The organism is Microlunatus spumicola, from assembly GCF_039536445.1.
GTDB lineage: Bacteria > Actinomycetota > Actinomycetes > Propionibacteriales > Propionibacteriaceae > Microlunatus > Microlunatus spumicola.
Map to the genome: position 1 here is coordinate 182,967 of NZ_BAAAYR010000007.1, position 25,682 is coordinate 208,648.

The 25,682-nt window shown below is 73.1% G+C and carries 20 protein-coding genes; 8 read left to right on the forward strand and 12 right to left on the reverse strand.

Annotation, left to right across the window (positions count from 1 at the left end; all coding sequences use genetic code 11):
* Positions 1 to 90 precede the first annotated feature (90 nt).
* The 4 genes from ABD665_RS20930 to ABD665_RS20945 form a co-directional block, all read right to left on the reverse strand.
* Entirely contained in the window at positions 91 to 2,424 is a 2,334-nt protein-coding gene (locus ABD665_RS20930; protein ID WP_204912977.1) for a DEAD/DEAH box helicase family protein, read from the reverse strand.
* A complete protein-coding gene (locus ABD665_RS20935) occupies positions 2,421 to 4,394 on the reverse strand; it encodes a DNA methyltransferase (protein WP_204912976.1) in 1,974 nt (657 codons plus the stop codon). Before ABD665_RS20935 ends, ABD665_RS20930 begins: the two co-directional genes overlap by 4 nt.
* Before the next feature lie 734 nt (positions 4,395 to 5,128).
* Positions 5,129 to 6,028, reverse strand: coding sequence for a hypothetical protein (locus ABD665_RS20940; RefSeq protein ID WP_204912975.1), 900 nt, complete (start codon positions 6,026 to 6,028; stop codon positions 5,129 to 5,131).
* Positions 6,029 to 6,105: 77 nt separating this feature from the next.
* Complete coding sequence (locus ABD665_RS20945) at positions 6,106 to 6,504, reverse strand: hypothetical protein (RefSeq protein WP_204912974.1); 399 nt, start codon at positions 6,502 to 6,504, stop codon at positions 6,106 to 6,108.
* Between the two features lie 65 nt (positions 6,505 to 6,569).
* Here ABD665_RS20945 and ABD665_RS20950 point away from each other — a divergent pair, with 65 nt between their 5' ends.
* The gene (locus ABD665_RS20950; protein ID WP_204912973.1) at positions 6,570 to 7,205 is read left to right on the forward strand and encodes an ATP-binding protein; all 636 of its coding nucleotides are present in this window, start codon (positions 6,570 to 6,572) and stop codon (positions 7,203 to 7,205) included.
* Positions 7,202 to 8,332 carry a DNA-processing protein DprA gene (gene dprA / locus ABD665_RS20955; protein WP_204912972.1) on the forward strand — a complete coding sequence of 377 codons (1,131 nt, stop codon included), beginning with the start codon at positions 7,202 to 7,204 and terminating at the stop codon, positions 8,330 to 8,332. The genes ABD665_RS20950 and dprA overlap by 4 nt, the downstream gene beginning before the upstream one ends.
* Before the next feature lie 26 nt (positions 8,333 to 8,358).
* On the opposite strand, the gene ABD665_RS20960 is transcribed toward dprA, so the two are convergent.
* Positions 8,359 to 10,299 (reverse strand): penicillin-binding transpeptidase domain-containing protein, encoded by a 1,941-nt coding sequence (locus ABD665_RS20960; protein ID WP_204912971.1) that lies wholly within the window; start codon positions 10,297 to 10,299, stop codon positions 8,359 to 8,361.
* 31 nt (positions 10,300 to 10,330) lie between these two features.
* Here ABD665_RS20960 and ABD665_RS20965 point away from each other — a divergent pair, with 31 nt between their 5' ends.
* Positions 10,331 to 10,945, forward strand: a complete 615-nt coding sequence (locus tag ABD665_RS20965) for a hypothetical protein (RefSeq protein ID WP_204912970.1) — start codon at positions 10,331 to 10,333, stop codon at positions 10,943 to 10,945.
* Positions 10,946 to 10,954: 9 nt separating this feature from the next.
* On the opposite strand, the gene ABD665_RS20970 is transcribed toward ABD665_RS20965, so the two are convergent.
* The 3 genes from ABD665_RS20970 to ABD665_RS20980 all read right to left on the reverse strand — a co-directional run bounded on the left by ABD665_RS20970 (position 10,955) and on the right by ABD665_RS20980 (position 12,811).
* Complete coding sequence (locus ABD665_RS20970) at positions 10,955 to 11,239, reverse strand: GNAT family N-acetyltransferase (RefSeq protein ID WP_204912969.1); 285 nt, start codon at positions 11,237 to 11,239, stop codon at positions 10,955 to 10,957.
* Between the two features lie 148 nt (positions 11,240 to 11,387).
* Positions 11,388 to 12,041, reverse strand: a complete 654-nt coding sequence (locus ABD665_RS20975; RefSeq protein ID WP_344743016.1) for a GNAT family N-acetyltransferase — start codon at positions 12,039 to 12,041, stop codon at positions 11,388 to 11,390.
* On the reverse strand, positions 12,038 to 12,811 hold the full coding sequence (locus ABD665_RS20980) for a trans-aconitate 2-methyltransferase (RefSeq protein WP_204912967.1): 774 nt from the start codon (positions 12,809 to 12,811) through the stop codon (positions 12,038 to 12,040). The genes ABD665_RS20975 and ABD665_RS20980 overlap by 4 nt, the downstream gene beginning before the upstream one ends.
* Positions 12,812 to 13,259: 448 nt before the next feature.
* Here ABD665_RS20980 and ABD665_RS20985 point away from each other — a divergent pair, with 448 nt between their 5' ends.
* The gene (locus tag ABD665_RS20985) at positions 13,260 to 14,189 is read left to right on the forward strand and encodes a MurR/RpiR family transcriptional regulator (protein ID WP_344743019.1); all 930 of its coding nucleotides are present in this window, start codon (positions 13,260 to 13,262) and stop codon (positions 14,187 to 14,189) included.
* Between the two features lie 75 nt (positions 14,190 to 14,264).
* Here ABD665_RS20985 and ABD665_RS20990 read toward each other — a convergent pair whose 3' ends face one another.
* Complete coding sequence (locus ABD665_RS20990) at positions 14,265 to 14,714, reverse strand: HNH endonuclease (RefSeq protein WP_344743021.1); 450 nt, start codon at positions 14,712 to 14,714, stop codon at positions 14,265 to 14,267.
* A 293-nt stretch (positions 14,715 to 15,007) separates the two neighbouring features.
* Between ABD665_RS20990 and ABD665_RS20995 the strand changes: the two genes are divergently transcribed.
* The 3 genes from ABD665_RS20995 to ABD665_RS21005 all read left to right on the forward strand — a co-directional run bounded on the left by ABD665_RS20995 (position 15,008) and on the right by ABD665_RS21005 (position 20,985).
* On the forward strand, positions 15,008 to 15,748 hold the full coding sequence (locus tag ABD665_RS20995) for a hypothetical protein (protein WP_204912965.1): 741 nt from the start codon (positions 15,008 to 15,010) through the stop codon (positions 15,746 to 15,748).
* Entirely contained in the window at positions 15,745 to 17,397 is a 1,653-nt protein-coding gene (locus ABD665_RS21000) for a Y-family DNA polymerase (protein ID WP_344743024.1), read from the forward strand. Before ABD665_RS20995 ends, ABD665_RS21000 begins: the two co-directional genes overlap by 4 nt.
* A 63-nt stretch (positions 17,398 to 17,460) precedes the next feature.
* A complete protein-coding gene (locus ABD665_RS21005; RefSeq protein ID WP_204912964.1) occupies positions 17,461 to 20,985 on the forward strand; it encodes an error-prone DNA polymerase in 3,525 nt (1,174 codons plus the stop codon).
* A 33-nt stretch (positions 20,986 to 21,018) separates the two neighbouring features.
* Here ABD665_RS21005 and ABD665_RS21010 read toward each other — a convergent pair whose 3' ends face one another.
* Positions 21,019 to 21,162, reverse strand: coding sequence for a hypothetical protein (locus ABD665_RS21010; protein WP_204912963.1), 144 nt, complete (start codon positions 21,160 to 21,162; stop codon positions 21,019 to 21,021).
* A 355-nt stretch (positions 21,163 to 21,517) separates the two neighbouring features.
* Here ABD665_RS21010 and ABD665_RS21015 point away from each other — a divergent pair, with 355 nt between their 5' ends.
* On the forward strand, positions 21,518 to 22,729 hold the full coding sequence (locus ABD665_RS21015) for a glycosyltransferase (RefSeq protein ID WP_204912962.1): 1,212 nt from the start codon (positions 21,518 to 21,520) through the stop codon (positions 22,727 to 22,729).
* Between the two features lie 52 nt (positions 22,730 to 22,781).
* Here ABD665_RS21015 and ABD665_RS21020 read toward each other — a convergent pair whose 3' ends face one another.
* Together ABD665_RS21020 and ABD665_RS21025 are read right to left on the reverse strand one after the other, a co-directional pair.
* On the reverse strand, positions 22,782 to 23,696 hold the full coding sequence (locus ABD665_RS21020; protein ID WP_204912961.1) for a hypothetical protein: 915 nt from the start codon (positions 23,694 to 23,696) through the stop codon (positions 22,782 to 22,784).
* A 52-nt stretch (positions 23,697 to 23,748) separates the two neighbouring features.
* On the reverse strand, positions 23,749 to 25,680 hold the full coding sequence (locus ABD665_RS21025; RefSeq protein WP_204912960.1) for an O-antigen ligase family protein: 1,932 nt from the start codon (positions 25,678 to 25,680) through the stop codon (positions 23,749 to 23,751).
* Positions 25,681 to 25,682 lie beyond the last annotated feature (2 nt).

Genomic DNA, 25,682 nt, shown 5'->3' on the forward strand with positions numbered 1-25,682 from the left:
CTCGAACACCGAGCTCAAGCCGACCGATGTCGAATCAGCCCGGATGTCGTGCTCGCTCGACAAGGACAGCGAGTCATAGGGTCGAACGCGTCAGTCCGGCACGTTGAGCGCGCGGGCGACGGCCTCCGCCATGTCTGAGACATGGACGGCCTTCCGCTCCTGATTCGGGCTGAGTTCCCACACCGTGTAGCCGTCCCCAGACGTGCGAGTCGGTGCCGGGTCGGCCTGCCAAGAGCCCTCGCTGACGAACTTGATCACGATGCGCGCAGCCGCACCGACCGGCGTGTAGATCGTCAGCAACTTGCGCGCGGCCTTGTCGGGCAGGAGGTGCCCACCCGTCGTGTCGACTGCGATGACGTCTGTGCCCTGCCACACCAGGAAGTCTGGGTAGAAGGTGCTCGTAGCCCCCGGAGTGGCCAGCGGGATGCCGTAGCCGCTCCGGGACGGGTTGCGCACCCAGGGGAGCTCCTTCTTGTCGAGCTCGGTCGCGAAGGCCCGCTCCAGCTTGTTCATGCCGTCGTAGCCCTCGTGCAGGGAGTACTTGTAGGGGATTAGGTCGTCGACGCGCACGAGCTGCGTGCCGACCACGTACGGGTCAGGCTTGCGCTGCTTCAGGTAGATGTTCTCGAAGTAGGCGTCGACGACCTGGTGCGCAAGCGTCTGCACGTGAGCGTGGGCGGAGCTGCCGAAGCCGATCATGGCGTTGAACTTCGGATCGGACGTCGGTGCGACCCCGAGCGCGTTCTGGAACAGCCGGCGCACCTCGCGGGTGAAGAGCCACCTGGCCGTGACCACGTTCGACCGCTTGAAGGCCTCCCACTGAGACTCGACGACCGTCTCTACGGCGCCCACCGTCTGGGTGACCGTGCGTCGAGCGCCAGAGCCCTCTGTGTTCACGACGTCGCCCCGGTAGTCGGTGAACTGCGCGAGCATCTGCGCAATCGGAGCGACCGCGCCAGTGGTGTCGTAGCCGGTACCGGGAACCTGACGCCGCTCCGACGGTTCGAGCTCGACAGGCTTGTCCTTGCCCGGCGACTTCGCAACGAGCTTCACCGTCGGCGCGTCCGCCTTCAGCTTGTGCTCCACGTCCTGGATGAGTTCGTCGAACACCGCGTTGCGGTCGACCCGAACGTAGAAGGCGGCCGTGTTCAGCCGCTCCGCCGTGTAGTGCTGCCGGTTCGGCTGACGCAGCAGACGCCCGATGATCTGCTCGACCTGGACTTGTGAGTCCATACTCTTGTCCACGTACGCGAAGTACGCCATCGGGTCGTCCCAACCCTCCTGGAGGGTCTTGTTGAAGATGACGTGCTGATAGTTGCCGGCGATGAAGTTCGTGTAGTCCTTGTCGCCGTCCTTGAACAGGTGGAAGGTGTCCGGCGCCGGGTAGTTGCGGTCGAACTTCAGCGAGCAGTAGACGGCGATCGAGTCGGGGTCGACCCCGTGATGTTCGACCAGGTAGCGCCAGATGACAATGGGCGGAGCCTGACGCTCGGAGAACGGCTGCTTCGGGTCGTCAGTCTGGAACGCGTTGCCCTCCACGATGTTCGTCAGGCAGACGTACACCGCTTTCAGTGGGTCGGTGATGCCGGCCGCCTCGGCGTCCGCCGTCGCCTCGACCAGGTCCTCGAGCATCTGGTCGAGGGTCTCCTCCATCGGAGCGCGGTAGCCGGCAAGAACCAGGGTGCTCTTCACCAGGCCGGCGTCGGCGACAGCACGAGCATTGACCTGTGTCACCAGCCAGTCGTCAGGGCGGCCAGTCTTGTTGACCAGCTCCTGCATCTCGGCAGCCAGGCGCGCAGGCAGCCTCATGGTTGCGCTAGCCATCAGGAGCGCCTGCGGCTCCAGTTCCAGCAGCAGGTCGCTCTGCTGATCGCTCAGGTTGTGCGCCTCGTCGTAGACGACGATGAGCGGCCGTCGCTGCCCGTGCCCGTCGAGCCGGTCCTTCAGCGCGTCCCAGGTCGACTGATCGGTGTAGTCGATGTCGCACTTGTAGATGAGGAGGGAGCCCTCCTCCTTGTCCTTGCGGTTGAACGTTCCGACCGTGGCGAAGTAGATGAGGGGTCGCGTCGTCGTCTCGACGTCAGACTTGTCGTACTCCGCGAGGGCGTGGAGCTCGCAGTCACCGAGCAAGTGGTGGTAGCGCCCACCCTCGTCGAGGTTCGCGTAGGACTGCTCGACCACGACCTTGCCGTGGCTCAGCCACAAAATCACCGGCTTCGTCTGGAGGCCTTCGGCGATGTCGGCGACCGCAGCCGCGAGGATGACGGTCTTGCCACTCGCGGTGATGGACGCGAGCGACTGGAAGAACGGCAGCGCGCGGGGGTTCTTCTGACTGCCGGCAAGGGCAGGGTCGGCCCAGTAGTCGGCGTACCGGTCGGCAATCTTGTCGGAGGCGCGACGTTGGAAGCCGAGCAGCTCGATCACGGGACGTCCTCCTGGAGGGGTTCACTGCTCACGTTCAGCCCGAAGTCGGCCAGTATCCGGTCGGGGATCTGGTAGAAGCGCACCGTCTCCGTCTGGAAGAGGTACAGCCTCGCGTACACGTGGTACGTCGGCTTCAGCCCTGCCTTCTCAGACTCTGCGGCGATGGCGTCGTAGACGTCCTCGGTGAAGTTGGTGTTCTCGTTCGGGCCGTCCCAGATGAGGAACAGCCCCTCGTTGTCGGCGTTCCTGGCGACGAGGTATTGGTAACCCTGGTCGGCCATCGCGATGAGGCTCGCGCTGCGTCGGCGGTTGCTGTCGTAGTGGGACGCGATGACGGTGTCGAGCATCTCGTCACGCTCCATCTGCAGGACCGCGGCCGCGTCCACTCGGCGCTGGAGCTCGACGAACCGGAAACCGCCCGCGACAGCGCGTCCCCGCCCATTGGCCCAGTCGCCGTTGATGACTCGCTTGAGCCGGTCGGCGAGAAGAGTCCGGGCGTAGCTGTCTCCGCGGTCGGGGCGGCCCCGTTCGACCAGGATGAACCGTCGGGTGGAGCCCGTCTCCTGGTTCAGGTTGAGCACCGCGTGACCGAGTGTGCCGCTTCCCGCGAACACGTCGACGACGAGCCCGTCCTTGGGAGGCGACCAGATGGCGATGATCTTCTGGATGAGGGCCAGCGGCTTCACCGTGTCGAACTGGTGACCCCGGCCGACCACGGCATTCAGCTCGCGACGTCCGATGTCAGTGGTGCCGGACTGCTCGCTGTCCCATGAGATGGCGTCGAGCTCTAGTGCGGCGTAGTCGTCGTCCGCCCAGAAGGACGTGGGGACCACGCCCTCGCGGACTTCCTGCTCGTACGTCTTGTAGCGCAGCTCGCCCTGGCCGGGCCGTTGCTGGCGGTCGGAGCGCCAGAAGTAGCGCGGCCAGCCGCCGGCATCTCGTCGAGCCAGCGCGGTTTCGCGAGCTGCCTTCAGCACTGGGTCGGTCTCGACGTCGGGGTCGTCGGGGTTGCGCACGCCCTTGATCAACAGTCCGGGGTGCAGGCCGTCACCGAGGACGACGTCCTCGTACTCGACGCCCCACTCCTCGACGCCGGCCTTCATCTTGGCGCGCTCGTTGCGCCAGCAGCGGCCCTCCTGGGGGTAGTGGAGCTTCCCCGTGAAGGGGTTCTGGATCGCGTAAACCTGTCCGGGGTGCGTTGGGCCGCCCATGAGGGTGGAGTCGGACGGTGCCCAGTTGTCGACGGGGTCGTTGTCAGGGTTGCGGTAGCCGCCTGCGGTAACCGCGGAGCGCTCGACCTTGCGGGTGCGAGCCACCTCAGCGTTCTTGGCGTAGACGAGCACGTACTCGGTGGCGGTGCTGACGCCGGTCGAGTGCGACTTCGTGCCGGTCTGCTTCTGCCAGTTGATTATCGCGAGGCGGTTCTCGTCCCCGAAGCGCTCGTCGAGCATCTGGCCGAGGCGGAACAGCTCGCGGTGGTCGATGCAGATGGCGAGGACCCCGGTGGGCTTCAGGAGCGAGTACATCAGCTCGATCCGGGGGAGCATGAACTTCATCCACTTGGTGTGTCGGCCGGTGTCTTCGGGCCCGACCCAGTCGCCGAGGCCAGGGTCGTTCGGGTCGGTGTCCCACTTGTCGTTGTAGCGCCAGTCGAGGCCGGTGTTGTACGGGGGATCGCAGCAGACGAGGTCGCACTGCCCGCGGTAGCGGTAAAGGCTCGCCATCGCCTGCAGGTTGTCGCCCTCGACGACGAGGTTTCGAGCCTGCGCTTCTGCGTCACCGACGGAGTACTTGGCGATCGTCCGACTGACCCTGGGACGCACCCGGCGAGCTAGGCCGCGGGCGACGTCCTTGCCAGGGAACTGGACGCGGATACCCGCCTGCTGGGTCGTCACCATCTCGAGAAGCTCGTCGCGGGTCAGGTCGGTCAGCGCGCGTCCGTCCCGCCCGCGGTCGTCAGAAATCAACACTCGCGCACCCTACGGCGAGCTACAGACATCGCAGGCCAGGGTGAGCGACTCGACGTTCCTGCGGTCAGATTGGCGTGTCTCGTCGGCAGCAGCTCGCGTGCACGCCGAGACGCTGAGCAAAACCACACCTCGCGGGTCCGCGGATGCGACCGACCGACTGTCCGCTCCGTCGCCGGAAAGGCCACGGTCTACTTCCGATCAGCCGGTCGAGGACGGTGATCATCGAGAACGTGACACTGCCGCCGGTGCTGAGGGCGACGACCAATGGTCAGTCCGGGAGAGTAGCGGGCGGAGGCGGCGAGGGCTCCGCGCTCAGCGCCGCGCCCACGGGCAGCAGGCTCAATCGAGAACCTGACGAGGTCACCATCCTCGACCAACCAGTTCGGCCGCCGAAGCTGAGCCAGCTCGCACGCGTCAGGCTCGACCAGAAGCAGATCGACACCGTCAAGTCGGCCTCCAGTTACGGGATGGCAGAGGGTCACCCGGTCCACTTCAACGTGCCGCCCGGAGACAGGGTTCGGATGTTCCTGCCGGACCGGGTGGCCCCAACGCGCCGCTGGACATCACACCCTGGAACCTGGAGGGCGTCTACCAAGACGGACTCGGCGCTGACGGCGAACCGCTCGACTCCGACCACCGGGGGACCTGACGTGAACTCACCCCAAAGGAGTCCCCGCTCACGACCTCAGTCGGCGGTTGGTGGGACGTGCATAGTCGGAACCCCCGCGCTGTCCTCACTGCGGTGGGTTGAAGTCACTCCACTGCACGTCAGCCGCGACCGTTTCGGCCATCGCCATCGCCATCTCGCGTACTTGGGCCGCCGGTGGACCGCTCGTCCAGTGCGGCGTGAACCGCACCGACAGCGGCCTCGGCTGACCATCCGTGCCGGAGACGTAGATCGCGTCGTGTGACACGTCAGCTGCTGCGCAGGCCGCCATGGCGTAGGCGGCGACCATTCGGAATGAGACCGCGTTGAGCGGGCCCAGCGTCGCTTCGCTGAGGAGCGGGTGCGCTGGGGTCATACCGGTCTCGATGAGCTGCCCGTCAAGAACCATGCATGCCAAGCCGACCGACCCGGAGCGCACCAGGACAAGGTTGGCGACATCGCTGGAGAAGAAGTCGAAGCCGTCCCCGTCGTTCGGGTCGCACTCGTAGACGAACAGCGAGCTGTGCGGGACCGTCACAAGGCCCTGGACAACCATCCTGAGCAGCACTGCCTCGTCGATCTCCCGCTGATCAGCGATGGTCGGACTGGTCGGATCCTTCTGGTCCAGCGGCAACGTGGTCGCGCGGACCCGGACCCCCAGGTACACCTTGGCCAGCCACCGCTTCATGATCTGGCGGTCCTCTTCGCTCCACGGCGGAGGCACGCTCGTGATGAGGACCCGAGCGCGTTCCTCGATCTCGGTGTTCAGCTGGCCGTTGCACGCCTCGCAACACGGCACCCACAGGTGGCCGTAAGCGATTTCGGCCTTGCTGGGTAGGTCCATTGTCTGTTGCCGGAGGCCGTGCCGCTTGAACAGCCACTGCGGGATGTAGTGCTCCTTGGTGAACTTGTCCCCACCAACTGTGGCTGAGGTCAGCGGCTTCTGGCAGCAGAAGCACAGACCGCGGTCTGCCGGCTTCTTCGACATCAGCAACCTCCTCGGGACCGGCTGCGCGCAGCAGCGACGACCGTGCTTAGCGTGCCAGCGCGGGCGATCGAGCCCGTTCAGGGCTCGAGGAACGTCGTGATTGGTAGGGACGCGTACACGCTGCTTCTGCTGCCTATGAGCGCCGCAATCTGCGTACCAGCGTCGTTCGCGGCCAGGTCGACCTGCCCGCTCCGCAGGATGACCACCATGCACCGGCCCTGACCTTGGTCCACCGCCGCCCACCAACCGTCGGGGGCGTACGGATTCAAGTCGTCGAGGAGGGCCTGACCGTCGACGACCAGGCGTAGGCGGTCTGCGCCGATCACAATCTGCCCGGCGGCTTCTGCTGGCAGAGGGTCCCCGAACGGCACCCAGCCGCGGGCCGTGAGCTGTGGCACCAGCACTTCGGCTTCGTCAGTGGTCGCCACGAGCGCCGCGATCGGGCGAGGCCCCGGAACCAGCGTCTTTGCGTACACGCGGCCAATGTAGGACGGCTCGACTCCGGGTATTGGGGCGGAAGCAGTGATGTGGTGGGGTTTCGATGGGAGAAGCGCCTGAGTTCGCGCCCCAGGTGCTCGACGCCCTGCGGACGCCGTTGGAGTCGGGGACCGTGAGCATCGCGCGCAGCGAGCTCAACGCGCGCTTCCCGGCGGCGTTCCAGCTCGTCCTCGCGGCCAACCCGTGCCCCTGCGGGATGGCGTCCACGCCCGGTGCCGAGTGCCGCTGCCCGCCGGCCGCGGTGCGCCGCTACGCGGACAAGATCTCGGGTCCCGTGCGGGACCGGGTCGACATCGCCCAGGCGTTCCTGCCCCTGCGGCGGTCGCACCTCAAGGCGGCGGGCGCGGAGGGCGAGCCCTCGGCGCGCGTGGCGGAGCGCGTCGTGGAGGCCCGCGAACGCCAGCGGAGCCGCCTGCATGGGACACCGTGGCGGACCAACGGGGAGGTCCCGGGCCCGTACCTGCGCCGCTCCCTGCCGGCGCCGCACGGCGCGCAGCTCGCGTGGGACGCGCTCGACCGCGGCCGGCTCAGCGCGCGCGGGGTCGACAAGGTGTTCCGGTTGGCCTGGTCCGTCGCGGACCTGGCCGGGCGCGACCGACCGAGCCGGGACGACACCGCGCTCGCGCTCGCCATGCGCCGGGGCGAGCAGCCCGGCATCCTCGCGCGGGAGGTGGGATGACCACGCCGGCCGAGGACCGGTCGGCACGGCTGGCGCTGGCCTGGGTGGCGGACGCCGGCGACCCTGTGGTGACCGGGCTGGTCGAGCGGCTCGGCGCATCCGACACCTGGGCGGCGGTCCGCGCTGGTGCTCTGGGCGACGTGGTGGCGCAGCGCGCCGCTGCCCTCGACCTGGACGTGTGCCGGGCCGCGGAGGTGGCGGCGGACGTCCGGTTCGTCGTGCCGGGCGACGAGGAGTGGCCGGCGGGGCTGGACGACCTCGCCGGGCTCGAGGCGGTGCAGCGCCGCGGGGGAGTGCCGCTCGGGCTCTGGCTGCGCGGACCGGGTCACCTCGTGGCGCTCACCGAACGTTCCGTGGCGGTCGTCGGGTCCCGTGCGGCGACCGCGTACGGGAGCGGGGTGGCCGCCGACCTGGGTGCCGACCTCGCCGATGCCGGGGTGACGGTGGTGTCCGGCGGTGCCTTCGGCATCGACGCGGCCGCCCACCGGGGAGCGCTCTCGGTCGACGGCCCGAGCGTCGGGGTGGTGGCGAACGGTGTCGACGTCGCCTACCCGCCCGGCAACGCCCGGATCTTCGAGGCGCTGGCCGCACGCCACCTCGTCGTGTCCGAGCTCCCGCCCGGTTCCCACCCGACGCGGGTGCGGTTCCTGGCGCGGAACCGGTTGATCGCCGCGATGAGCGGCGGGACGGTGGTGGTGGAGGCGGCGGTCCGCTCCGGCGCCCGGAACACCGCCGGCTGGGCGGCGGCGCTGGGTCGCTCCTTGATGGCGGTGCCGGGACCTGTGCACTCGGCGGCTTCCGTCGGCCCGCACCTGATGGTCCGCAGCGGCCAGGCGGTCCTCGTGACCCGGGCGGCCGAGGTGCTTGAGCTCGTGGCGCCCGCGGGGCAGCACCTGCTGGCGCAGCCGCAGGGGCCCGGACGTCGGACCGACGGGCTGGACCCGGTCCAGCTCGGGGTGTTCGAGGCGCTGTCCGCCCAGCGGTGGCGCACGCCCGGCGAGCTGGCGAGCGCGGCCGGCGTCCGGGTGCCCGTCTGCCTGGCGGCGCTGACCGAGCTGGAAGCCCTGGCGCTGGCCACCGGGGACGCCCGCGGCTGGCGGGCGACCCCGTCGGGCCTGGGCGGGTGAGCGGGGTGGGAGGGGCGGCGCCGCGGTCAGCGGGCGCCGCGGAGGAACGCCTCCAGCAGCGGGCCCGCGCTGCTGGAACCGGACTCGCCGTCCTGCACGTAGACGGCGACGGCCAGGTCACCCTGCGCGGCGATCATCCACGCGTGCGTCTTCGGCGGGGTCTTCCCGCCGTACTCGGCGGTGCCGGTCTTGGCGATGACGTCGGGCCCGCCCAGCCCGGCGAGGCGACGTCCGCTGCCTTGGGTCACGACGCCCCGCATGAGCGACTTGAGGCTCGCGGCCTCGGCGCGCGTGAGCGGCTTGGCGGTCGAGGTCGGCCGCTGGTCAGCGATCAGCGTCGGGAGCACGGTGCGGCCGGCCTCCACGCTGGCGGCCACGAGGGCCATCGCCAGCGGCGAGACCTGGTCCTTGCCCTGCCCGAAGATCGCCTCGGCCCGGGCGTTGGCGTTGCCGCCGGTGGGGACGGACCCGAAGTAGGCGGGGAAGCCGACGTCGTAGTCGGTGCCCACGCCCAGCGAGCCGGCCGCCGACGCGAGGTCCGCGTCGCCGAGCTCGCCCCGCTGCCCGATGAAGGCGGTGTTGCACGACTGGGCGAAGGCGGTCCGGAGGTCGATGCGCCCGAGGTGCGCGCTGGGGTAGTCGTCGTAGTTCTCGTAGGTCCGTCCGCCCACCTTGATCGTGCGCGGGCACTCCACCCGGGAGTCGGGCTTCAGCCCGGCGCGGAGGAGGGCGAGGGCGGACACCACCTTGAAGGTCGACCCGGGCTGGACCTGACCGGCCGTGGCCACCGGCTGGCCGTCCGAGTCCTCGTTGTTCGCGGCCGCGAGGACGGTTCCGGTGGAGGGGCGGACGGCGACGAGCGACGCACCGCCGGAGGCCCGGTCGAGCACCTTCTCGGCGAGCTTCTGCAGACCGACGTTGAGGGTCGTCCCGAGCGGCTTGCCCGCGACGGCCTTGACCTCGAAGGTCGTGGCCGGCTTGCTCTCCGGGGAGGTCGACGGGCTGGGGGACGCCGGGGCGGAGGAGGAGGGGCCGGCCGGACCCGAGGTGGTCGCGACGAGCTGGACGACCACGCCGGGCGTGCCGCGCAGCTGCTCGTCGTAGCGCTTCTGCAGGCCGCTGAGCCCGACCTCGTCGCCGTCGGTCACGGCCCCGTCGGAGGCCTTCACCACGTCGGCGGTCGCGGGTCCCACGCGACCGACCAGCGCGGCCGCGAAGTCCCGCGTGGGCGCGAGCATCGCGTCGTCCTGGACCGGCAGCGCACCGGGGATCTTGAACACCTGGCGGTTGGACGGCCGGTCGGGGTCCGACTCCCGGAAGACGATGGCGGGGACGAACGCCTCTTTGCCGGAGCGGGCGACCAGGCGGGCGTAGGCCTTGGCGTCGACGTCGACGAGCCGCGCCAGACGGGTCGCCGACGCCTCCTGCCGGTCGGCCGCGAGGTGGGCCTTGTCGATGCCGATCCGGACCACGGAACGCTTCTCGACGATCGGGTCGCCGTCCTCGCCGAGGAGCTCGCCGCGCTCGGGGTAGAGCCGGTGCTGGGACAGCCGGTGCGCCCCGTCGAGGGCGGGCTGCACCAGGGACGGGGACCAGGTCGGGCGCCAGCCGCCGTCCTCGCGCACGAGCTCGACGGTCGTGTCGTAGGTCCAGGGCCGGGGCACGCCGGGGAAGGTCCAGCGGTAGGCGAGGGTGGCGCGTGTCCCCTCCACGGTGGTCACGTCGACCTGGGGGGCCACGGGTCCCATGCCGCGGACGAGCGGCTGGAAGAGGGTGTCCGCCTGCGCGCCGGTCGTGCCGGCGAAGGCGACCGGGGTCAGGTCCTTCTTCTCGAGGGCGTCGGCGAGCTGGGTCGCGACCTGACGGGCGGCGTCCGTGTCGGGGGCCGGCGGCGGGTCCGGGGTCAGGCTGCTGCTGCAACCTGCGGTGACCAGCGCCAGCACGAGCAGCCCTGCTCCTCTTCGCACCGCGCTTATCCTGCCACCCGGAGGTGGCCGGATGAGGATCTACGCGCAGCGGCGCGGCCAGCTGGCGGGCCAGCTCGCCGGCGACGTCGCCGTGCTCGTCTGGACGGTGGTCTGGGCCGTGGTCGGCTTCGTCGTGGACGGGGCGGTGGCCGCGCTGGCCCGTCCCGCGCGCGAGACGGCGCGGACGGCGCGAGACCTGGCCGGCCAGTTCGGCGACGCGGCGACGACGGCCGCGCAGGTCCCGGGGCTGGGTGACCAGCTGCGGCGACCGTTCGACGCCGCGTCGGGGAGCCTCGGCGACCTGGTGGCGACGGCCGACCGGCAGGCGGTGACGATCGAGCGGCTCGCGACGGTCATGGGCTGGCTGGTGTTCCTCATCCCGGTGACGACCGTGCTGCTCGTCTGGCTGCCGCGGCGGGTGCGCTTCGTTCGCCGGGCGCGGGCCGCGCAGCGCTTCATCGACGGCGCGGCCGATCTCGACCTGTTCGCGCTGCGGGCGATGGCCAACCAGCCGATGCACGTGCTCGCCGCGATCAGCGACGACCCGGTCCGGGCGTGGCGTGCCGGCGACCGGCGGGTGATCGACGCCCTGGCCGAGGTGGAGCTGCGCGAGGCGGGTCTGTCGCTGCCGGCGCGGACCGGCTGAGCGGAGGCCTCAGGCCACGAGGTCGCCGTACTCGGGGTGCTCGTCGAGGAAGGCCACCGCGAAGGGGCAGGAGGGACGCACCTTCTCCCCGCGGCTCCGCACGTCGTCGAGCGCGGCCGCGGTAACCGCGCTGGCCAGCCCCTGGTTGCGGAACTCGGGCTCGGTCGCGGTGTGCGTCAGGTCGAGGACGTCGCCGTGCCGGACGTACGCCAGCACGGTCACCACCTCGCCGTCGACGCGGCCCTCGTAGCGGGACCGTTCGTCGTCCCGGCTGGTCTGGACGTCGGTGCTCATCGGGCGGCTCGAGGCGCGGGCATGACCACATCCTCCCGCCCGCCGTCACGCTCCCGGCGGGCGGCCCGGCCGTCAGCGGTGCCCCCGCCGGTCCTCGCCGGCCCCGGTGTGTCCTACGCGGCCCCGGTGTTCTACCCGGCGCGGTGTCCTACCCGGTGCCGGCGTCCCCTCCGGTCCCGGCACGCTGCCCGCCGTCGGCGGCAGGGCGGTCGAGCCGGGCGAGCAGGCGGGCGCGCGCGGCGGGCCACTCCTCGGCGAGCATCGCCAGCTGGACGGTGTCGCGCCAGCTGGCGTCGGAGCGGATCCGGTGGTGGCGGAGCAACCCTTCGCGCTGCGCGCCGAGGCGGGCGATCGCCTCCTGCGAGCGGACGTTGCGGATGTCGGTGTGCCAGACCACGCGCTCGGCCCCGAGCTCCTCGAAGGCCCGCGTCAGCATGGCCAGCTTGGACTCGGTGTTGACGAACGTGCGCCACCAGGGCCGCCCGACCCAGGTGTGTCCGATGGCCACGGCACTGACCGCCGGGGCGATCTCGTAGAAGGAGGTCGTCCCGACGAACGTCCCGTCCGCGAGCCGCTGGGCGTACGCCACCCGGTCCGGGTCGGTCAGTGCGGCGGCGACCACGCGGCGGGCGTCGGCCAGGCCGACCATCGGCGGGTAGCGCAGGTGCGCCAGCACGTCGGCGCGCTCCTGCGGGCTGCCGAGCGCGGCCAGGAAGGCCGGCGCGTCGGCCAGCCGCAGCGCGTCCAGGCGCAGGTGCGCGGTCCGCAGCGACGGGGCCGCGAACCAGTCCGGCCCGCTCACCGCTCCTCCCGGCGGGCCACGACGAACAGCCGCCGGAAGGGCAGCACCGTGCCCCATGCCTGCGCCGGGTAGGCCTGCGCGAGCCGGTCCCGGAGCGTGGCGGTGAACGACGCCCTCAGGTCCTCCGGCAGCACGTCGAGGTAGGGCCGGGCCCCGGTGCCCTCGAGCCAGCGCAGCACCGGGTCGGGGCCGGTCAGCACGTGCAGGTAGGTCGTCTCCCACGCGTCGACGCGGCAGCTGAGGTGGACGAGGTCGGCGAGGTAGTCGGCGGGTCCCGCTACGCCGGGCCGGGCGAGGCCGGCCGTGCGGTCGGCGTACGGCGGTTCGGCGGCGATCTCGCGCAGCACGCGGTGGCTGGGCGCGTCGAAGTTCCCGGGCACCTGGAACGCCAGCCACCCGCCGGGGGCGAGCGCGGCGACGAAGCCGGGCAGGAGGCTGCGGTGGTCGGGCACCCACTGCAGCGCCGCGTTGCTGACGAGCACGTCCACCGGCTCCTCCGGGCGCCACCCGGCGAGGTCGCCGAGGACGAAGGAGACGCGCGGTCCCGCGTACGGCCGTGCGGCCTCGATCATGGCGGGGGAGGAGTCGACCCCGGTCACCCGCGCTCCCGGCCACCGGTCCGCGAGCCCGGCGGTCAGCGCTCCGGGGCCGCAGCCCAGGTCCACCACCGTGCGCGGCGCCTCGGCGCCGACGCGGGCGAGCAGGTCGACGAAGGGCCGGGGCCGTTCGTCGGAGAAGGCCGCGTAGGCCTGGGCGTCCCAGGTGGGCACCGCGCTCCTCGGGCTCGTGCGGCGTCGGGTGCCGCCGCTGCGGCCCACGCTAGCCAGCACGGCGGCGGCGGCCTCGACCCGCACCCGCCACCGCACCCGCCACCGCACCCGCCACCGCACCCGCCACCGCGCACGTCCGCGGCCTGACCCGGCCCGGCTCCCGTACCCGGGCCCGTGCGGACGGTCGTCGCGGACGCCGTCTCGGACCTGCCCGCCACGGGGCGGGAGTTTTTGTGCGAACGAGGGACGCGGGAACGCCGTGGCCCGTAGGATCCCGACCAAGGCACACAGTCAGGGGGGCGATGTGTCAACAACTGATTTCGGCATGCGCAGACCGCCGGTTCGTCCGGCGGCTGGGGTGGGGCACATCCCACGGACGGACGGCACCAGGCCGTCCCGCCCGGCCAGCACGTCTTCGAGCCCGGCGGCCGGCTCCACGCGGTCGTCCTTGTCCATCCTGATCCGCGTCCGCGGTGCGCTGCCCAGCCTGCGTCCGGCCGAGCAGCGGGTCGCCGAGGCGGTCCTCGCGGACCCGGCCGGCGTCAGCGAACGCTCCATCACCTCGCTCGCCCGGCTGTGCCGCACGTCCGAGACGACGGTGCTGCGCTTCTGCCGTGCGCTCGGCCTGGCCGGCTACCCGGAGCTGCGGATCGCGCTGGCCCGGGCGGCCCAGGGCGAGGAGAACGACCGCGCCTCCGGCACGGCGTCCGACGGCGAGATCGTCGAGACCGACTCGCTCGCCGAGATGGTCGCCAAGATCACCTACGCCGACCAGCGCTCGATCGCCGACACGGGCGCGGCGGTGGACGTCGCGGCGCTCGCGGCCGCGGTGGACGCGATCGCCAAGGCCCGTCGCGTCGACGTCTACGGGGTCGGCGCGAGCGCCCTCGTCGGGCAGGAGCTGCACGGCAAGCTGCACAAGCTCGGCGTGGCCAGCTGCGTGTGGGCGGACCCGCACGCCGCCCTGTCCTCGGCCGCCGGCCTCGGGTCCGGCGACGTGGCGATCGGCATCTCCCACACGGGCACGACGATCGACGTCATCGACGCGCTCCGGGTCGCCCGCACCCGGGGCGCCACGACGGTCGGGATCACGAACTTCGACCGGGCGCCGCTCGTGGCCCAGAGCGACGTCGTGCTGACGACGGCCGCGCGGGAGACCACCTTCCGCACGGGCGCGATGTCGAGCCGGGTCTCGCAGCTGGTGCTGGTCGACTGCCTGTTCACGGGGGTGGCGATGCGGTCCTACGACCGTTCCGTGTCCGCGCTGGACTCCGCCCGGGCCGTGCTCCGCGCCCGGCACACGGAGCGCCACGAGCGTCCGGCGGCGCTCGGCCGTCCGGCCTTCGCCCGGACCGACGGGCTCACCGTCCAGGCCTGAGCGCACGACGACCCGAGCGCGACCGCCTGAGCGCACGACGGACGGCCGGGCCCTCCCCACGGAGGGACCCGGCCCTCACGTCCGCCGGTGGTAGGCCTCGCGCCACGTCGGCACGTGCGGCAGGCGCCGTAGCGGCATCCCGGCCTCGGCCGGGGTCCGGGCGGCCTTGACGTTGTTGCAGCGCCGGCACGCGGCGACGGTGTTCTGCCAGGTGTTGGCTCCGCCCCGCGACTGCGGCACGAGGTGGTCGACGGTCTCGGCCGTCGTCCCGCAGTAGGCGCAGCGGTGCCCGTCGCGGCGCAGGACGCCCCGCTTGGACCAGGCCGGTGCGGCGGCGTAGAGGAACGTCGTCTTGACGTAGCGGACGAGCCGCAGCACGACGGGCCAGGGGTAGGGGCCGATGGAGGCGCCGAGCCGCGACTCCTCGACGACGGCGACCTCGCGCACCAGCATCTTGATCGCGTGCGTGACCGAGACGGTGTGCAGCGCGGTGTCGTCCGTGTTGAGCACGACCACCGTGGACACGACCACCTCCCCTCTGCCCCGTGCGCGCCGAGCAGGACGTGACCTGGCTGGTCACGGGGCCCGCTCAGGGTGCACGAGGGACGTGTTGGCTGTCAGCAGGATTATGGGCCTCGTCGGGCCGTGCGAGAAGGTCCACGGGCACACCGACACCGTGCTGTCACCCCTGCGCCGCCGTACGGTCACGGGGCGGGCCGGTGCGACCCCGGGCGGGACGGTCCGGGCCTCGACCTCACGTCGAGGTCGATCCGGTGGACGGGGTTGACGATCTCGAACACGTGTTCGAATATAGCGGGGTGTCAGTCGCAGCCGTCCTCGACGAGGTCCCCGACCTCCCGGTCCGTGGGCTCCCGACGGTCCCCAAGGGGCCTCGTGCGGTCGACGCGGGCACCCTCGACGAGCTGCGGCAGCGGGTGCACCGGATGCAGGGCGGGGCCAGCGGGCGCCGGCTGCCCGGGCTGGTCCCCGAGCTCGACCTGGCGACGGGGGCGGCGTACGCGACCGACAGCGCCGGGCTCGCCCTGGCCCTGCTGGCCGGGCCCTCCTCGGCGGGCGAGTGGGTCGGGGTGGTCGGGGCGCCCGACCTCGGCTACGAGGCCGCGGCGGGGCTGGGGGTGGACCTCGAGCGCACCATCGTCGTGCCGCACCCCGGGGAGCACTGGCTGAGCGTCGTCGCGGCGCTGGTCGACGTCGCCTCCGTGGTGCTGGTGCGGCCGTCGGTGGCGGTGGGCGAGCACCCGGCCGAGCGGCTGCGGGCGCGGCTGCGCACCAAGGACGCCGCGCTGGTGTGCTGGGGCGAGTGGCCGCGCTGCTCGGCCCGGTACCGGGTGCGGGAGTCGGTCTGGTCCGGGCTGGGCCGGGGCCACGGGCACCTCTCGGGCCGGCGGATGGTCGTGGAGGTGGGCCGTACGGGCTCGCCGCGCCAGACGTTCGGGCTGGACCTGCCCGGCCGCGGCGGGGTGGAGCCGGTCCGGACGACCTCCGAGCCGTTCCGCACGTCCCGCGAGCCCGCGCTGGTCGCCGGGGGCACCCGGTGAGCGCGCTGCTGGTCGGCGACCGGACGGGGACGCCCGACGACCGGACGCGGGCGGGCACCGAGCCGCCCGTCGAGGACGACCGCGGGGGAGCGCCCCGGGTCATGGTCGTCTGGTGCCCGGACTGGCCCGTCGTCGCGGCCGCCGCCGAGCTCGGGCTGGCCGTCACCGACCCGGTCGCGGTGATCGAGGCGGGCGAGGTGTTCGCCTGCTCGGAGGAGGCGCGCCGCGACGGCGTCCGGCGCGGCATGCGCCGGCGCGACGCCGCCGCCCGCTGCCCCGACCTGGTGCTGGTCGACCACAGCCCCGAGCGCGACGTGCGGGCGTTCGAGGCGGTGCTGTCCGCGGTCGAGCACGTGAGCGCGACGGTCACCCCGATCCGCCCGGGCCTGTGCGCCCTCTCGGTGCCGCGCCGCTTCTACGGCGGCGAGGCCCAGGCGGCCGCGGTCGTGGCCGAGCACCTGGTCGACGCCGGGGTGTGGGACTGCCGCGCGGGGATCGCCGACGGCATGTTCACCGCGGAGCAGGCGGCCAAGCAGGCCGCGCCGCAGGAGAGCGTCGTCGTGCCCGTCGGCGGCTCGCGCCGCTTCCTGTCCCGGCTCCCCGTCGCGGTCCTCGACGACCTCGAGCAGGTGAGCCTGTTCCGCCGGCTCGGGCTGCGGACGCTGGGCGACCTGGCCGCGCTGCCGGTGCGGGACGTGGCGACCCGCTTCGGCGCCACGGGCTCCTGGCTCCACCGGCTGGCCCGCGGGGCGGACGCGCGGCCCGCGGTCTCCCGGCAACCGCCGCGCGAGCTCGACGCGCGGGTCACCTTCTCGCCCGGGCTGGAGACGATCGAGCCGATCGCCTTCAGCAGCCGGCGCACCGCGGAGTCGTTCGTCGCCGAGCTGTCCCGCCACGGGCTGGTGTGCGGGGAGGTCCGCATCGAGGTCAGCGGCGACCGTGGCTGGGTCGGTTCGCGGGTGTGGGCGCACCCGCGCTGGTTCAGCGCGGCCGACCTCGTCGACCGGCTCTACTGGCAGCTCCAGGGCGACCCGGCGCCGGAGCCGGTGGAGACCGTCCGGTTCGTCCCGGAGGCGGTGGAGTCGCTCGCCGACCACGGCGAGGGGCTGTGGGGCACCGCGCCGGACGAGCGGATCGTGCGTGGCGTCGCCCGGCTGCAGGGGATGCTCGGGCCCGAGCAGGTGCTCACCCCCTCGCTGCAGGGTGGTCGCAGCCCGCGGGACCGTCAGTCGCTCACGCCCTGGGGCGAACGTTCCGGCGACCGCCGCCCGGCCGGGCTGCCGTGGCCGGGGAGCATCCCGCCCCCGGCGCCGGCGCGGGTCCTCGCCGAGCCGCTGCCCGCCACGGTGCTCTCGGCGGAGGGGCTGCCCGTCCGCCTCACCGGCCGCGGCGCCGTCTCGGCCGAGCCGGTCCGGGTACGGGTCTCCGGCCGGCCCTCCTCCCGGTCCTCGGCGGACCGGCGCCCTCCGGACGGGGACGTCGACCTCGTCGTGGACGCGTGGGCCGGTCCCTGGCCGATCGACGAGCTGTGGTGGGACCCGCAGGCCGCCCGCGCGGTCGCGCGCTTCCAGGTCGTCGCCGTCGACGGCACCGCCTGGCTGCTGATGGTCGAGGGCGGACAGTGGTGGGTCGAGGCGCGCTATGAGTGAGCCCGGCCCGTCCGTCCTCGACGCCGTGCGCGTCGTCGCGCACCGCACGGACGGGGGCTAGGAATGGGCTGGAGCAACCCGCCGCAGTCGTGGGGCGAGCTCGAACGCGCGCTGTCGGGTCGCCGGGCGGCACCGACACCCTCGGAGGTCGAGCCGGCCGCGCCGGAGCGGCGCCCGAGCCTCGACCACGCGGGTGACGACAGCGCGCCCGGCTACTCGCACAAGCGCCCGGCCTACCGGGTGCCGGAGGGCCGGCCGGGCTCGCCGGACGAGCCGTACGTGCCTTACGCCGAGCTGCACGTGCACAGCGACTTCAGCTTCCTGGACGGGGCGAGCGACCCCGAGTCGCTGATCGAGGAGGCGGCCCGGCTGCGGCTGGCGGGGCTTGCCCTCACCGACCACGACGGCTTCTACGCCGCCGCCCGGTTCGCCGAGGCGGCCAAGGCGTACGACCTGCCCACCGTCTACGGCGCCGAGCTCTCGCTGGGCCTGACCGTGCCGCAGAACGGCGTCGCCGACCCCGAGGGGGAGCACCTGCTGGTGCTGGCCCGCGGCGTGGAGGGCTACCACCGGCTGTCCGCGGCCATCACCGACGCCCAGCTGCGCGGGGACGAGAAGGGCCGCCCGGTCTACGACCTCGAGGAGCTGGGGCAGCGGTCGGAGGGGCACTGGCTCGTCCTCACCGGCTGCCGGAAGGGCCCGCTGCGCGCCGCCCTGACCCGGCACGCCGAGGCGGGCCGGCCGACACGGGTGGGCACCGCGGCCGCGGCCCGGGCGCTCGACGACCTGGTCGGGCTGTTCGGCCACGCGAACGTGGCGGTGGAGATCACCGACGCCGGGCTGCCGACCGACTCGACGACCAACGACGTCCTGGCCGCGCTCGCGGCCGAGCAGCGGCTGCCCGTGGTCGCCACCCAGAACGTGCACTTCGCGACCCCCGAGGAGCGACGCCTGGCCGCCGCGATGGCCGCGGTCCGGGCCCGGCGGAGCCTCGCCGACATGGACGGCTGGCTGCCGCCGCCGGGCGCCCACCTGCGCTCGGGCCACGAGATGGCGCAGCGCTTCGCCCGCTACCCGGGGGCCGTGGCCACCTCCGTGCGCCTGGCCGACGAGTGCGCCTTCAACCTGCAGCAGGCCAAGCCCAGGCTGCCCAAGCAGCGGGTCCCGGCCGGCCACACGCCCGCCTCCTGGCTGCGCGAGCTGTGCCGGCGGGGGCTGGAGGAGCGCTACCCGCCGCAGCGCCGCGAGGTCGCCCGGCAGCGGCTCGAGCGCGAGCTCGCGGTGATCGAGGAGAAGGACTTCCCGGGCTACTTCCTGATCGTCCGCGACATGGTCGCCTTCGCCCGCGAGCAGGGCATCCTCTGCCAGGGCCGCGGCTCGGCGGCCAACTCGGTCGTCTGCTACGTCCTGATGATCACCGCGGTGGACCCGATCCTCTACGACCTGCCGTTCGAGCGCTTCCTGTCGGTCAACCGCGACGAGGAGCCCGACATCGACGTCGACTTCGACTCCGACCGGCGCGAGGAGGTGATCCAGGAGGTCTACCGGCGCTACGGCCGCCACAACGCGGCGCAGGTCGCGAACGTCATCAGCTACCGCCCCAAGTCAGCGGTGCGGGACATGGCCAAGGCCCTCGGCTACTCGACCGGGCAGCAGGACGCCTGGTCCAAGCAGATCGACTCCTGGGGCACGGTCACCGTCAACGGCCACGCCGAGGAGCACGACCACGACATCCCCACGGCGGTCGTGGACCTGGCCGAGCAGCTGCTCCGGGCGCCGCGCCACCTCGGCATCCACTCCGGCGGCATGGTGCTCACCGAACGGCCGGTCGGCGAGGTGGTGCCGATCGAGCGCGGACGGATGGACCAGCGCACCGTCCTGCAGTGGGACAAGGACTCCTGCGCGTGGATGGGGCTGGTCAAGTTCGACTTCCTCGGCCTGGGCATCCTCGCCGCGATCCAGTACACCCTCGACCTCGCGGCCGACCAGGTCGGCGAGCGCCTCGACCTCGACTCCATCCCCAAGGAGGAGCAGGGCGTCTACGACATGCTGTGCCGCGCCGACTCGATCGGGGTGTTCCAGGTCGAGAGCCGTGCCCAGATCGGCACCCTGCCCCGGCTCCAGCCGCGCCGCTTCTACGACCTCGTCGTCGAGATCGGCCTGATCCGGCCCGGCCCCATCCAGGGCGGGGCCGTGCACCCCTACATCCGCCGGGCCACGGGCAAGGAGGAGATCACCTACCTGCACCCGGCGCTGAAGCCGGTGCTCGAGCGCACCAAGGGCATCCCGCTCTTCCAGGAGCAGCTGATGCAGATCGCCATGACCGTGGGCGGGTGCACCGGCGACGACGCCGACCTGCTGCGCCGCGCGATGGGGTCCAAGCGCGGGGTGGAGAAGATCGAGCGGCTGCGCACCACCCTGTACGCGGGGATGGCCTCGCACGGCATCGTCGGCGACCTGGCCGACGACATCTACGCCCGGATCCAGGCCTTCGCCAACTTCGGCTTCGCCGAGAGCCACTCGATCAGCTTCGCGCTGCTGGTCTACGCCTCGTCCTGGCTCAAGCTGCACTACCCGGGGGCGTTCCTGGCCGGGCTGCTGCGCGCCCAGCCGATGGGCTTCTACTCCTCGCAGTCGCTGGTCGCCGACGGCCGGCGGCACGGCGTCGAGGTCCGGCGGCCCGACGTCGTCGCCTCCGACGTCGACGCCGGGCTCGAGCTGCTCGACCCGGCGGACGGGGAGGGCCGGATGGAGGGCGGCAGCCTCGCCACGGGCATGCCCGGGTGCCTGGACCGCGAGCAGCCGCCGGTGGGGCCGTGGGTCCGCAGCGCCCCCGACCTGACGCACAGCCACCGGCGCGACGGGCGGTTCGCCGTCAGGCTCGGGCTCACCGAGGTGCAGGGGATCGGCCGGGCCCAGGCCCAGCGGATCGTCGACGCCCGGGCCGACGGCCCCTACACGAGCATCAACGACGTCGTCCGGCGGACCGGGCTGACCGTGCCCCAGACCGAGGCGTTGGCGACCGCCGGCGCGTTCGACTCCTTCGGGCTCTCACGGCGCCAGGCGCTCTGGAACGCGGGGTACGCCGACAGCGCCGACACCCTGCCGGGCACGGCGGTGGACGCCGCGCCGCCGGAGCTGCCGGGCATGAGCGCTGCGGAGCTGACGCTGGCCGACCTGTGGGCGACGCAGATCAGCCCGGACGACCACCCGGTGGGCCACCTCCGGCCGGTGCTCGACGAGCACGAGATCGTCGCGATCAGTGCCCTGGGCGTCCAGCACGACCGCACCCGGGTCAAGGTCGCCGGCCTGGTCACGCACCGGCAGCGGCCCTCGACGGCCGGCGGGGTCACGTTCCTCAACCTGGAGGACGAGACGGGGATGCTGAACATCGTCTGCTCGCGCCCGATGTGGCAGCGCTTCGTCCGGGTGGGCCGGCGGACGAACGCGCTGATGGTGCGCGGCACGATCGAGTACGTCGACGGGGTGACCAACCTGGTGGCGGACCGGCTCGAACCGCTCAGCGGCCTCTTCCCGGCCGCGACCGCGGTCATCCCGCAGAGCTACCGGTCCCGGGACTTCCGTTGACGTCACCGGGGCCACCACGCCCCGGCGGGGACGTCAGGAGACGAACCACCACACGAGGCCGACCATCAGGAAGGCCGACACGACCGACAGCAGGAGCCCCAGCCAGGCCAGGTCGCCGTCACGACGACGTGCGTTCACGTCCAGGCCCACCCGCTCGAACACGCTCGGCGCACTCACGTGGCACCTCTCACCCAGGTGCACCACGAGGACACCGCCGTCCAGGCACCGATCGAGGCGGAACGTTACCAGCCGCGAACTGGTATCAGCACCGTGCAGAACCGCGGCCCGGCTGCCCGGGGACGCCTGCGGAGGGCGACCGTCACCCCTAGGGTTGGTCGTGCCCGGTCGACCGCGGGGGCGCCGCCCGGGACACCTCTCCGCCGACCACCGACCAGCGACACCGCACGACCACGCCACGACGTCACCGCACCGAGCCCGTACGGACCGCCGCACCGGTCCCACACCGGCCGGGACGACCGTCGGAGCCCGTGCGTCACCCGCCCCACCCGTCCCGCCAGCCGAGGAGCCCCGCATGGCACCCGCCCTGCCCGCCGCCCGTCGCGCCCTCCGGTCGCTGACCGGCCCGCTACGGCCCGTCCGGCGTGACGGTCGTCCGGTCGTCGTCGTCGTCGCGGAGGCCGCCCCGATGCGCGGGGGCATCGCCACCTTCGCCGAGACGATCTCCGCCGACGCGCACCTGCGCGAGCGGTTCGACATGGAGCTGCTGAACACCGGCCGGCTCTCCAACCGTCAGGGCGGGTCCTTCAACCTCGACAACCTGCGCTACGCGCTCGTCGACTCCTGGCGCACGCTGCTCGCCGCCCGGCGGGCCGACGTCGTCCACGTGCAGCTGGTGATGGACCCGGGGCTGCCCGTCGTCCGCGCGGCCGCGCTCTGCATCGCCGGCTCGCTCGGTCGGGCCCAGCTCGTCGCGCACGTGCACTCCGCCGCCGCGAACTCCGGACGGCCCGAGTTCGCCGCCTACTCGAGCCGTGACCGGCGCCTGCTGCAGACCCTGCGCCGCGCGGCGCTGGTCTGCACGGTGTCGCGCCCGGGCGAGGACTTCGTCCGCGACCTCGTGCCCGGGGTGCCGGTGATCATGGTCGACAACGCGGTCGACGTCGACGCCTTCTCCGTCACGGCCGTCGACCGCCAGCCGCCCACCGCGCTGTTCGTCGGGGTCGTCTGCCGGCGCAAGGGGACGATCGAGCTCGCCCGCGCCGTCGCGCAGGTGCGCGAGCGGGGGACCGCCCTGGAGCTGGTCGTCGTCGGCGGGCAGGGCCCGACGCCGCAGGAGGAGTACGACGAGATCGTCGCCGAGCTCGCCCGCTGCGGGCTGAGCGACAGCCTCGTCGGCCAGGAGCACGGGCCGCAGGTGCGGGCGCGGCTCGAGCAGGCCGACCTGTTCGTGCTGCCGTCCTTCCTGGAGGGCCAGCCCATCGCGATCATCGAGGCGATGGCGTCGGGCGTGCCGGTCGTCGGCACGCGCATCGGCGCGGTGCCCGACCTCGTGCGCGACGGGATCGACGGCCGGGTGGTCGAGCCGGGCGACGTCACGGCGCTCGCCGACGCGCTGGAGGAGCTCGCGAAGGACCCGGCCGCCCGCACCCGCATGTCGGCGTCGATCCGGACCCGGGCCGAGGACGAGCACAGCCTCGACGCCCTGGCTCGGCAGCTCGAACGCCTCTACACGGCGGTGCTGACCGGCGGCGCGGCCGTCCGCCGGGCCGTCAGCGCGGGCTAGGACCTCGGGACACCAGGACCCGGGACCGGTCGGCCCGCACACCACGGGCGGCTCAACCCGCGAGCACCCGGAGCCGGTGCCAGGGCACGTGCGGCATGCCGTAGTAGTCCCACTCCAGCCCGGCCGCGCGGTAGACCGACCCCGGGGTCGCGGGCGTCGCGTCGCCCGCCACCTCGAAGCTCACGGACAGCGGAGCGCCGGAGCGGTCCATCACGTAGCCGCCGTAGACCTGCAGCGCCCGGGCCACGGCCCGCTCGCCCGGGCCGAGGCCGCGGACGGTCGACAGGTCCAGCGACGGGTCGAGCTGGAGCCGTGCGCCGGCGGGCAGGCAGTCGGACCGGTCGGAGTCGCCGTCGGTCTTGAGGGCGGGGGGCCGGACGACCCCGGCGCAGAGGTCGTCGGTCTGCAGGGCGAGGGCGTGGTCGATCGTGCCGCTGCGGACCTCGGCGAGCCGGACGACGCCGGCCAGCCGCGACGCCCCGGCCCCGGTGCTCGAACCGCCCCATCCCGATCCGCCGAGGGAGTTGACCGCGCCGTACGAGGCGGTCCAGCTGGACCCGGTCCGACGGGCCTGCCAGTACTCGTCGACCGACCCGTCCTCCTGCACCACGACGAGGGCGCCGTCGGTGCCGGTCGACGGGACCGCCGCCACCGGGATCCGCCGCCGGCCCTCGCCGAGCGGACAGGGACCCCACTCGGCGTCGCGCGTGCAGGTGACGTCGTAGGCCGGGTCGCCGCGTCCGGCGTGGTAGACGGGGACGCCGTACGCGTAGAGGTTCGCGGTGACCTCGCCGCGCCGGGTGGCCCGGGCCACCATCGCCGCGCTGCCGGGGTCGAGCGCCGCGCCGGCCGGGACCGCGACGTTGAAGGGGCTGTCCGCCGCGAACGGACGGCCGTCGTCGACGTCGGCCGCGGAGCCCGACGCGCAACCGGCCGGGACCACCAGGGCCAGCAGGACCACCAGCACCCGGACGAGGGCCCCGGGCCGACGGACGGCCCACGTCCCCCGGCGCGCGGGGTCAGCGGACCGCGTAGCGATCCTGGGCCTCGTCGAGCCGGATCCCACGCTCGTGCTCCCGGCGGCGGGTGGAACGCACCAGGACGCCGCAGGCCAGCAGGAAGAGCAGCGCCAGCGGGACCGCCGCCCAGCGCGTCGGGGACGTGACCGCCTGCGGCGGGAAGGGCTGGCCGACGAGCACCCACGGCGTGCGGAGCCCGGCGACCACGTCGGTGCCGAGCGTGGTGGCTGCGGCGGAGGCGTCGACGACGTCGCCGGCTGCACGTCCCGACACCGTGAGCGTCACCCCGCCGCCGAGCCGGGACGGGGCCGCGGTGACCGTGAGGCCGGGCACGCTCCGACCGAGCGACGCATCGACCGCGGCCGGGGTGACGCGCGACGTCAGGACGCGGGCGAAGGTCGGGCTGAGCAGGTCGCGGCTGATGAGGTCGACCTCGTACGCGCTCAGCCCGTCCACCCGCTGCGTCCCCGGCACGATGGCCAGGGTCGTGGTGCTCGTGTACTGACGCGCCGGCACGAGCCCGACCCCGACGGCGCCCACCGCGGAGGCGACGGCGACGACCGCCGCGACCACCCGGACGGCCCGGCGGCTCGGTCGCCGGGCGGCCACCTGCGCCGGGGGCCGCGGCCCCGAGCGGGCCCGGACGTCGACGACCGCGGCGGCGGCGGCCACGACGAGCACGGCCCGGAAGTCCGACAGGTGCAGGAACACGCTCGCGACGAGCCACCCGACGACCCCGCCGACCACGCCGAGACCGAGCATCCCCTCGGTGCTGCGACGGCCCGCGAGCCCGCGGGCCCGCAGGGCGGCGAAGAGGATCGTGCCGAAGAAGACCGCCCAGCCCAGGAGCAGCACGATGCCGCCGTCGGCTGCCTGCTCGAGGTAGAAGTTGTGCGCCGCGACGACGATGTCGACCGGCTGGTAGAAGTTCGAGTCCCGGTCGTAGCGCAGGAACTCCGTGCCGAAGCTCCCGAGCCCCTTGCCCGTCAGCGGCGAGTCGAGGAACATCCGCAGCGCGTCGAGCTGCAGCCGGGCCCGGGTGACGACCGAGAGGTCAGCGGTTGCGGTCGACGTCGAGGTGACGTCGCCGAGGGTGCTCAGCCGGCTGGCGATGCCGGTCACCGGCACCAGCACGGCGACGACCAGCGGGAGCACGAGCAGCGACCGGCGGTAGCGGCCGCCGGCCAGCACGAGCCAGACGACCAGGGCGACCGCGAGGGCGATGAACCCGCCGCGCGACTGGGTGAGGTAGATGCCGACCAGCAGCGCACCGGCGCAGCCCAGCCACCACAGCCGCCGCCAGCCACGGCTCAGCGCCATGAACGACAGCGCGGTCGGCAGCAGCAGGACGAGCAGCCGGGCCCAGAAGTTCGGGTCGGGGGAGGTGCCCGAGTGCCGAGCGGTGAGCGCGCCCTCCTCGAGCGCGACGGGCACGTTGCTCAGGCCGCCGAGGTCACCCTGCCCGCCGAGCACGAAGGCGTGCACGGCGGTGAGGGCGGCCAGCGCGGAGACGATCGTCACCGCGGTCGCGGGCGCCAGGGTGACCTTGTCGATCGAGAGGCAGAGCGCGAGGACGAGGACGAAGAAGACGAGCTCCTTCGACCGCTCCGTCATCACGCTCGCACCCGCGACGGGGTCCACGGCGGTCGCGAGGCTGACCCAGAAGGCGGCGTAGAGGACGAGCACGCCGGTCACCACCGGCGACCAGGCGAGGCGGAGCTGGCCGCGCCGGGCCATCACGACCAGGGCCAGCGCCGCGAGGCCCAGCTCCCCGAGGTAGGGGCTGAGGCCCGTGTTCGCGGTGATGACCACGTTGAGGTTGGGCACGCCGAGCCCGACCAGCATCACCAGGACCAGACGGGGGCGCAGCAGCGCCAGCCCGACGAACGCCAGCCCGACGGCCGCCGCGAGCAGCGCGGCGAGGCCCGTCACGC

Excerpts from the sequence above, each read along its gene's own strand:
- ABD665_RS20940 (WP_204912975.1), bottom strand. The coding sequence starts at position 6,028 with ATGTCGAAGAAGCCGGCAGACCGCGGTCTGTGCTTCTGCTGCCAGAAG.
- ABD665_RS20950 (WP_204912973.1), top strand. The coding sequence starts at position 6,570 with ATGGGAGAAGCGCCTGAGTTCGCGCCCCAGGTGCTCGACGCCCTGCGG.
- dprA (WP_204912972.1), top strand. The coding sequence starts at position 7,202 with ATGACCACGCCGGCCGAGGACCGGTCGGCACGGCTGGCGCTGGCCTGG.
- ABD665_RS20965 (WP_204912970.1), top strand. The coding sequence starts at position 10,331 with ATGAGGATCTACGCGCAGCGGCGCGGCCAGCTGGCGGGCCAGCTCGCC.
- ABD665_RS20970 (WP_204912969.1), bottom strand. The coding sequence starts at position 11,239 with ATGAGCACCGACGTCCAGACCAGCCGGGACGACGAACGGTCCCGCTAC.
- ABD665_RS21005 (WP_204912964.1), top strand. The coding sequence starts at position 17,461 with ATGGGCTGGAGCAACCCGCCGCAGTCGTGGGGCGAGCTCGAACGCGCG.
- ABD665_RS21015 (WP_204912962.1), top strand. The coding sequence starts at position 21,518 with ATGGCACCCGCCCTGCCCGCCGCCCGTCGCGCCCTCCGGTCGCTGACC.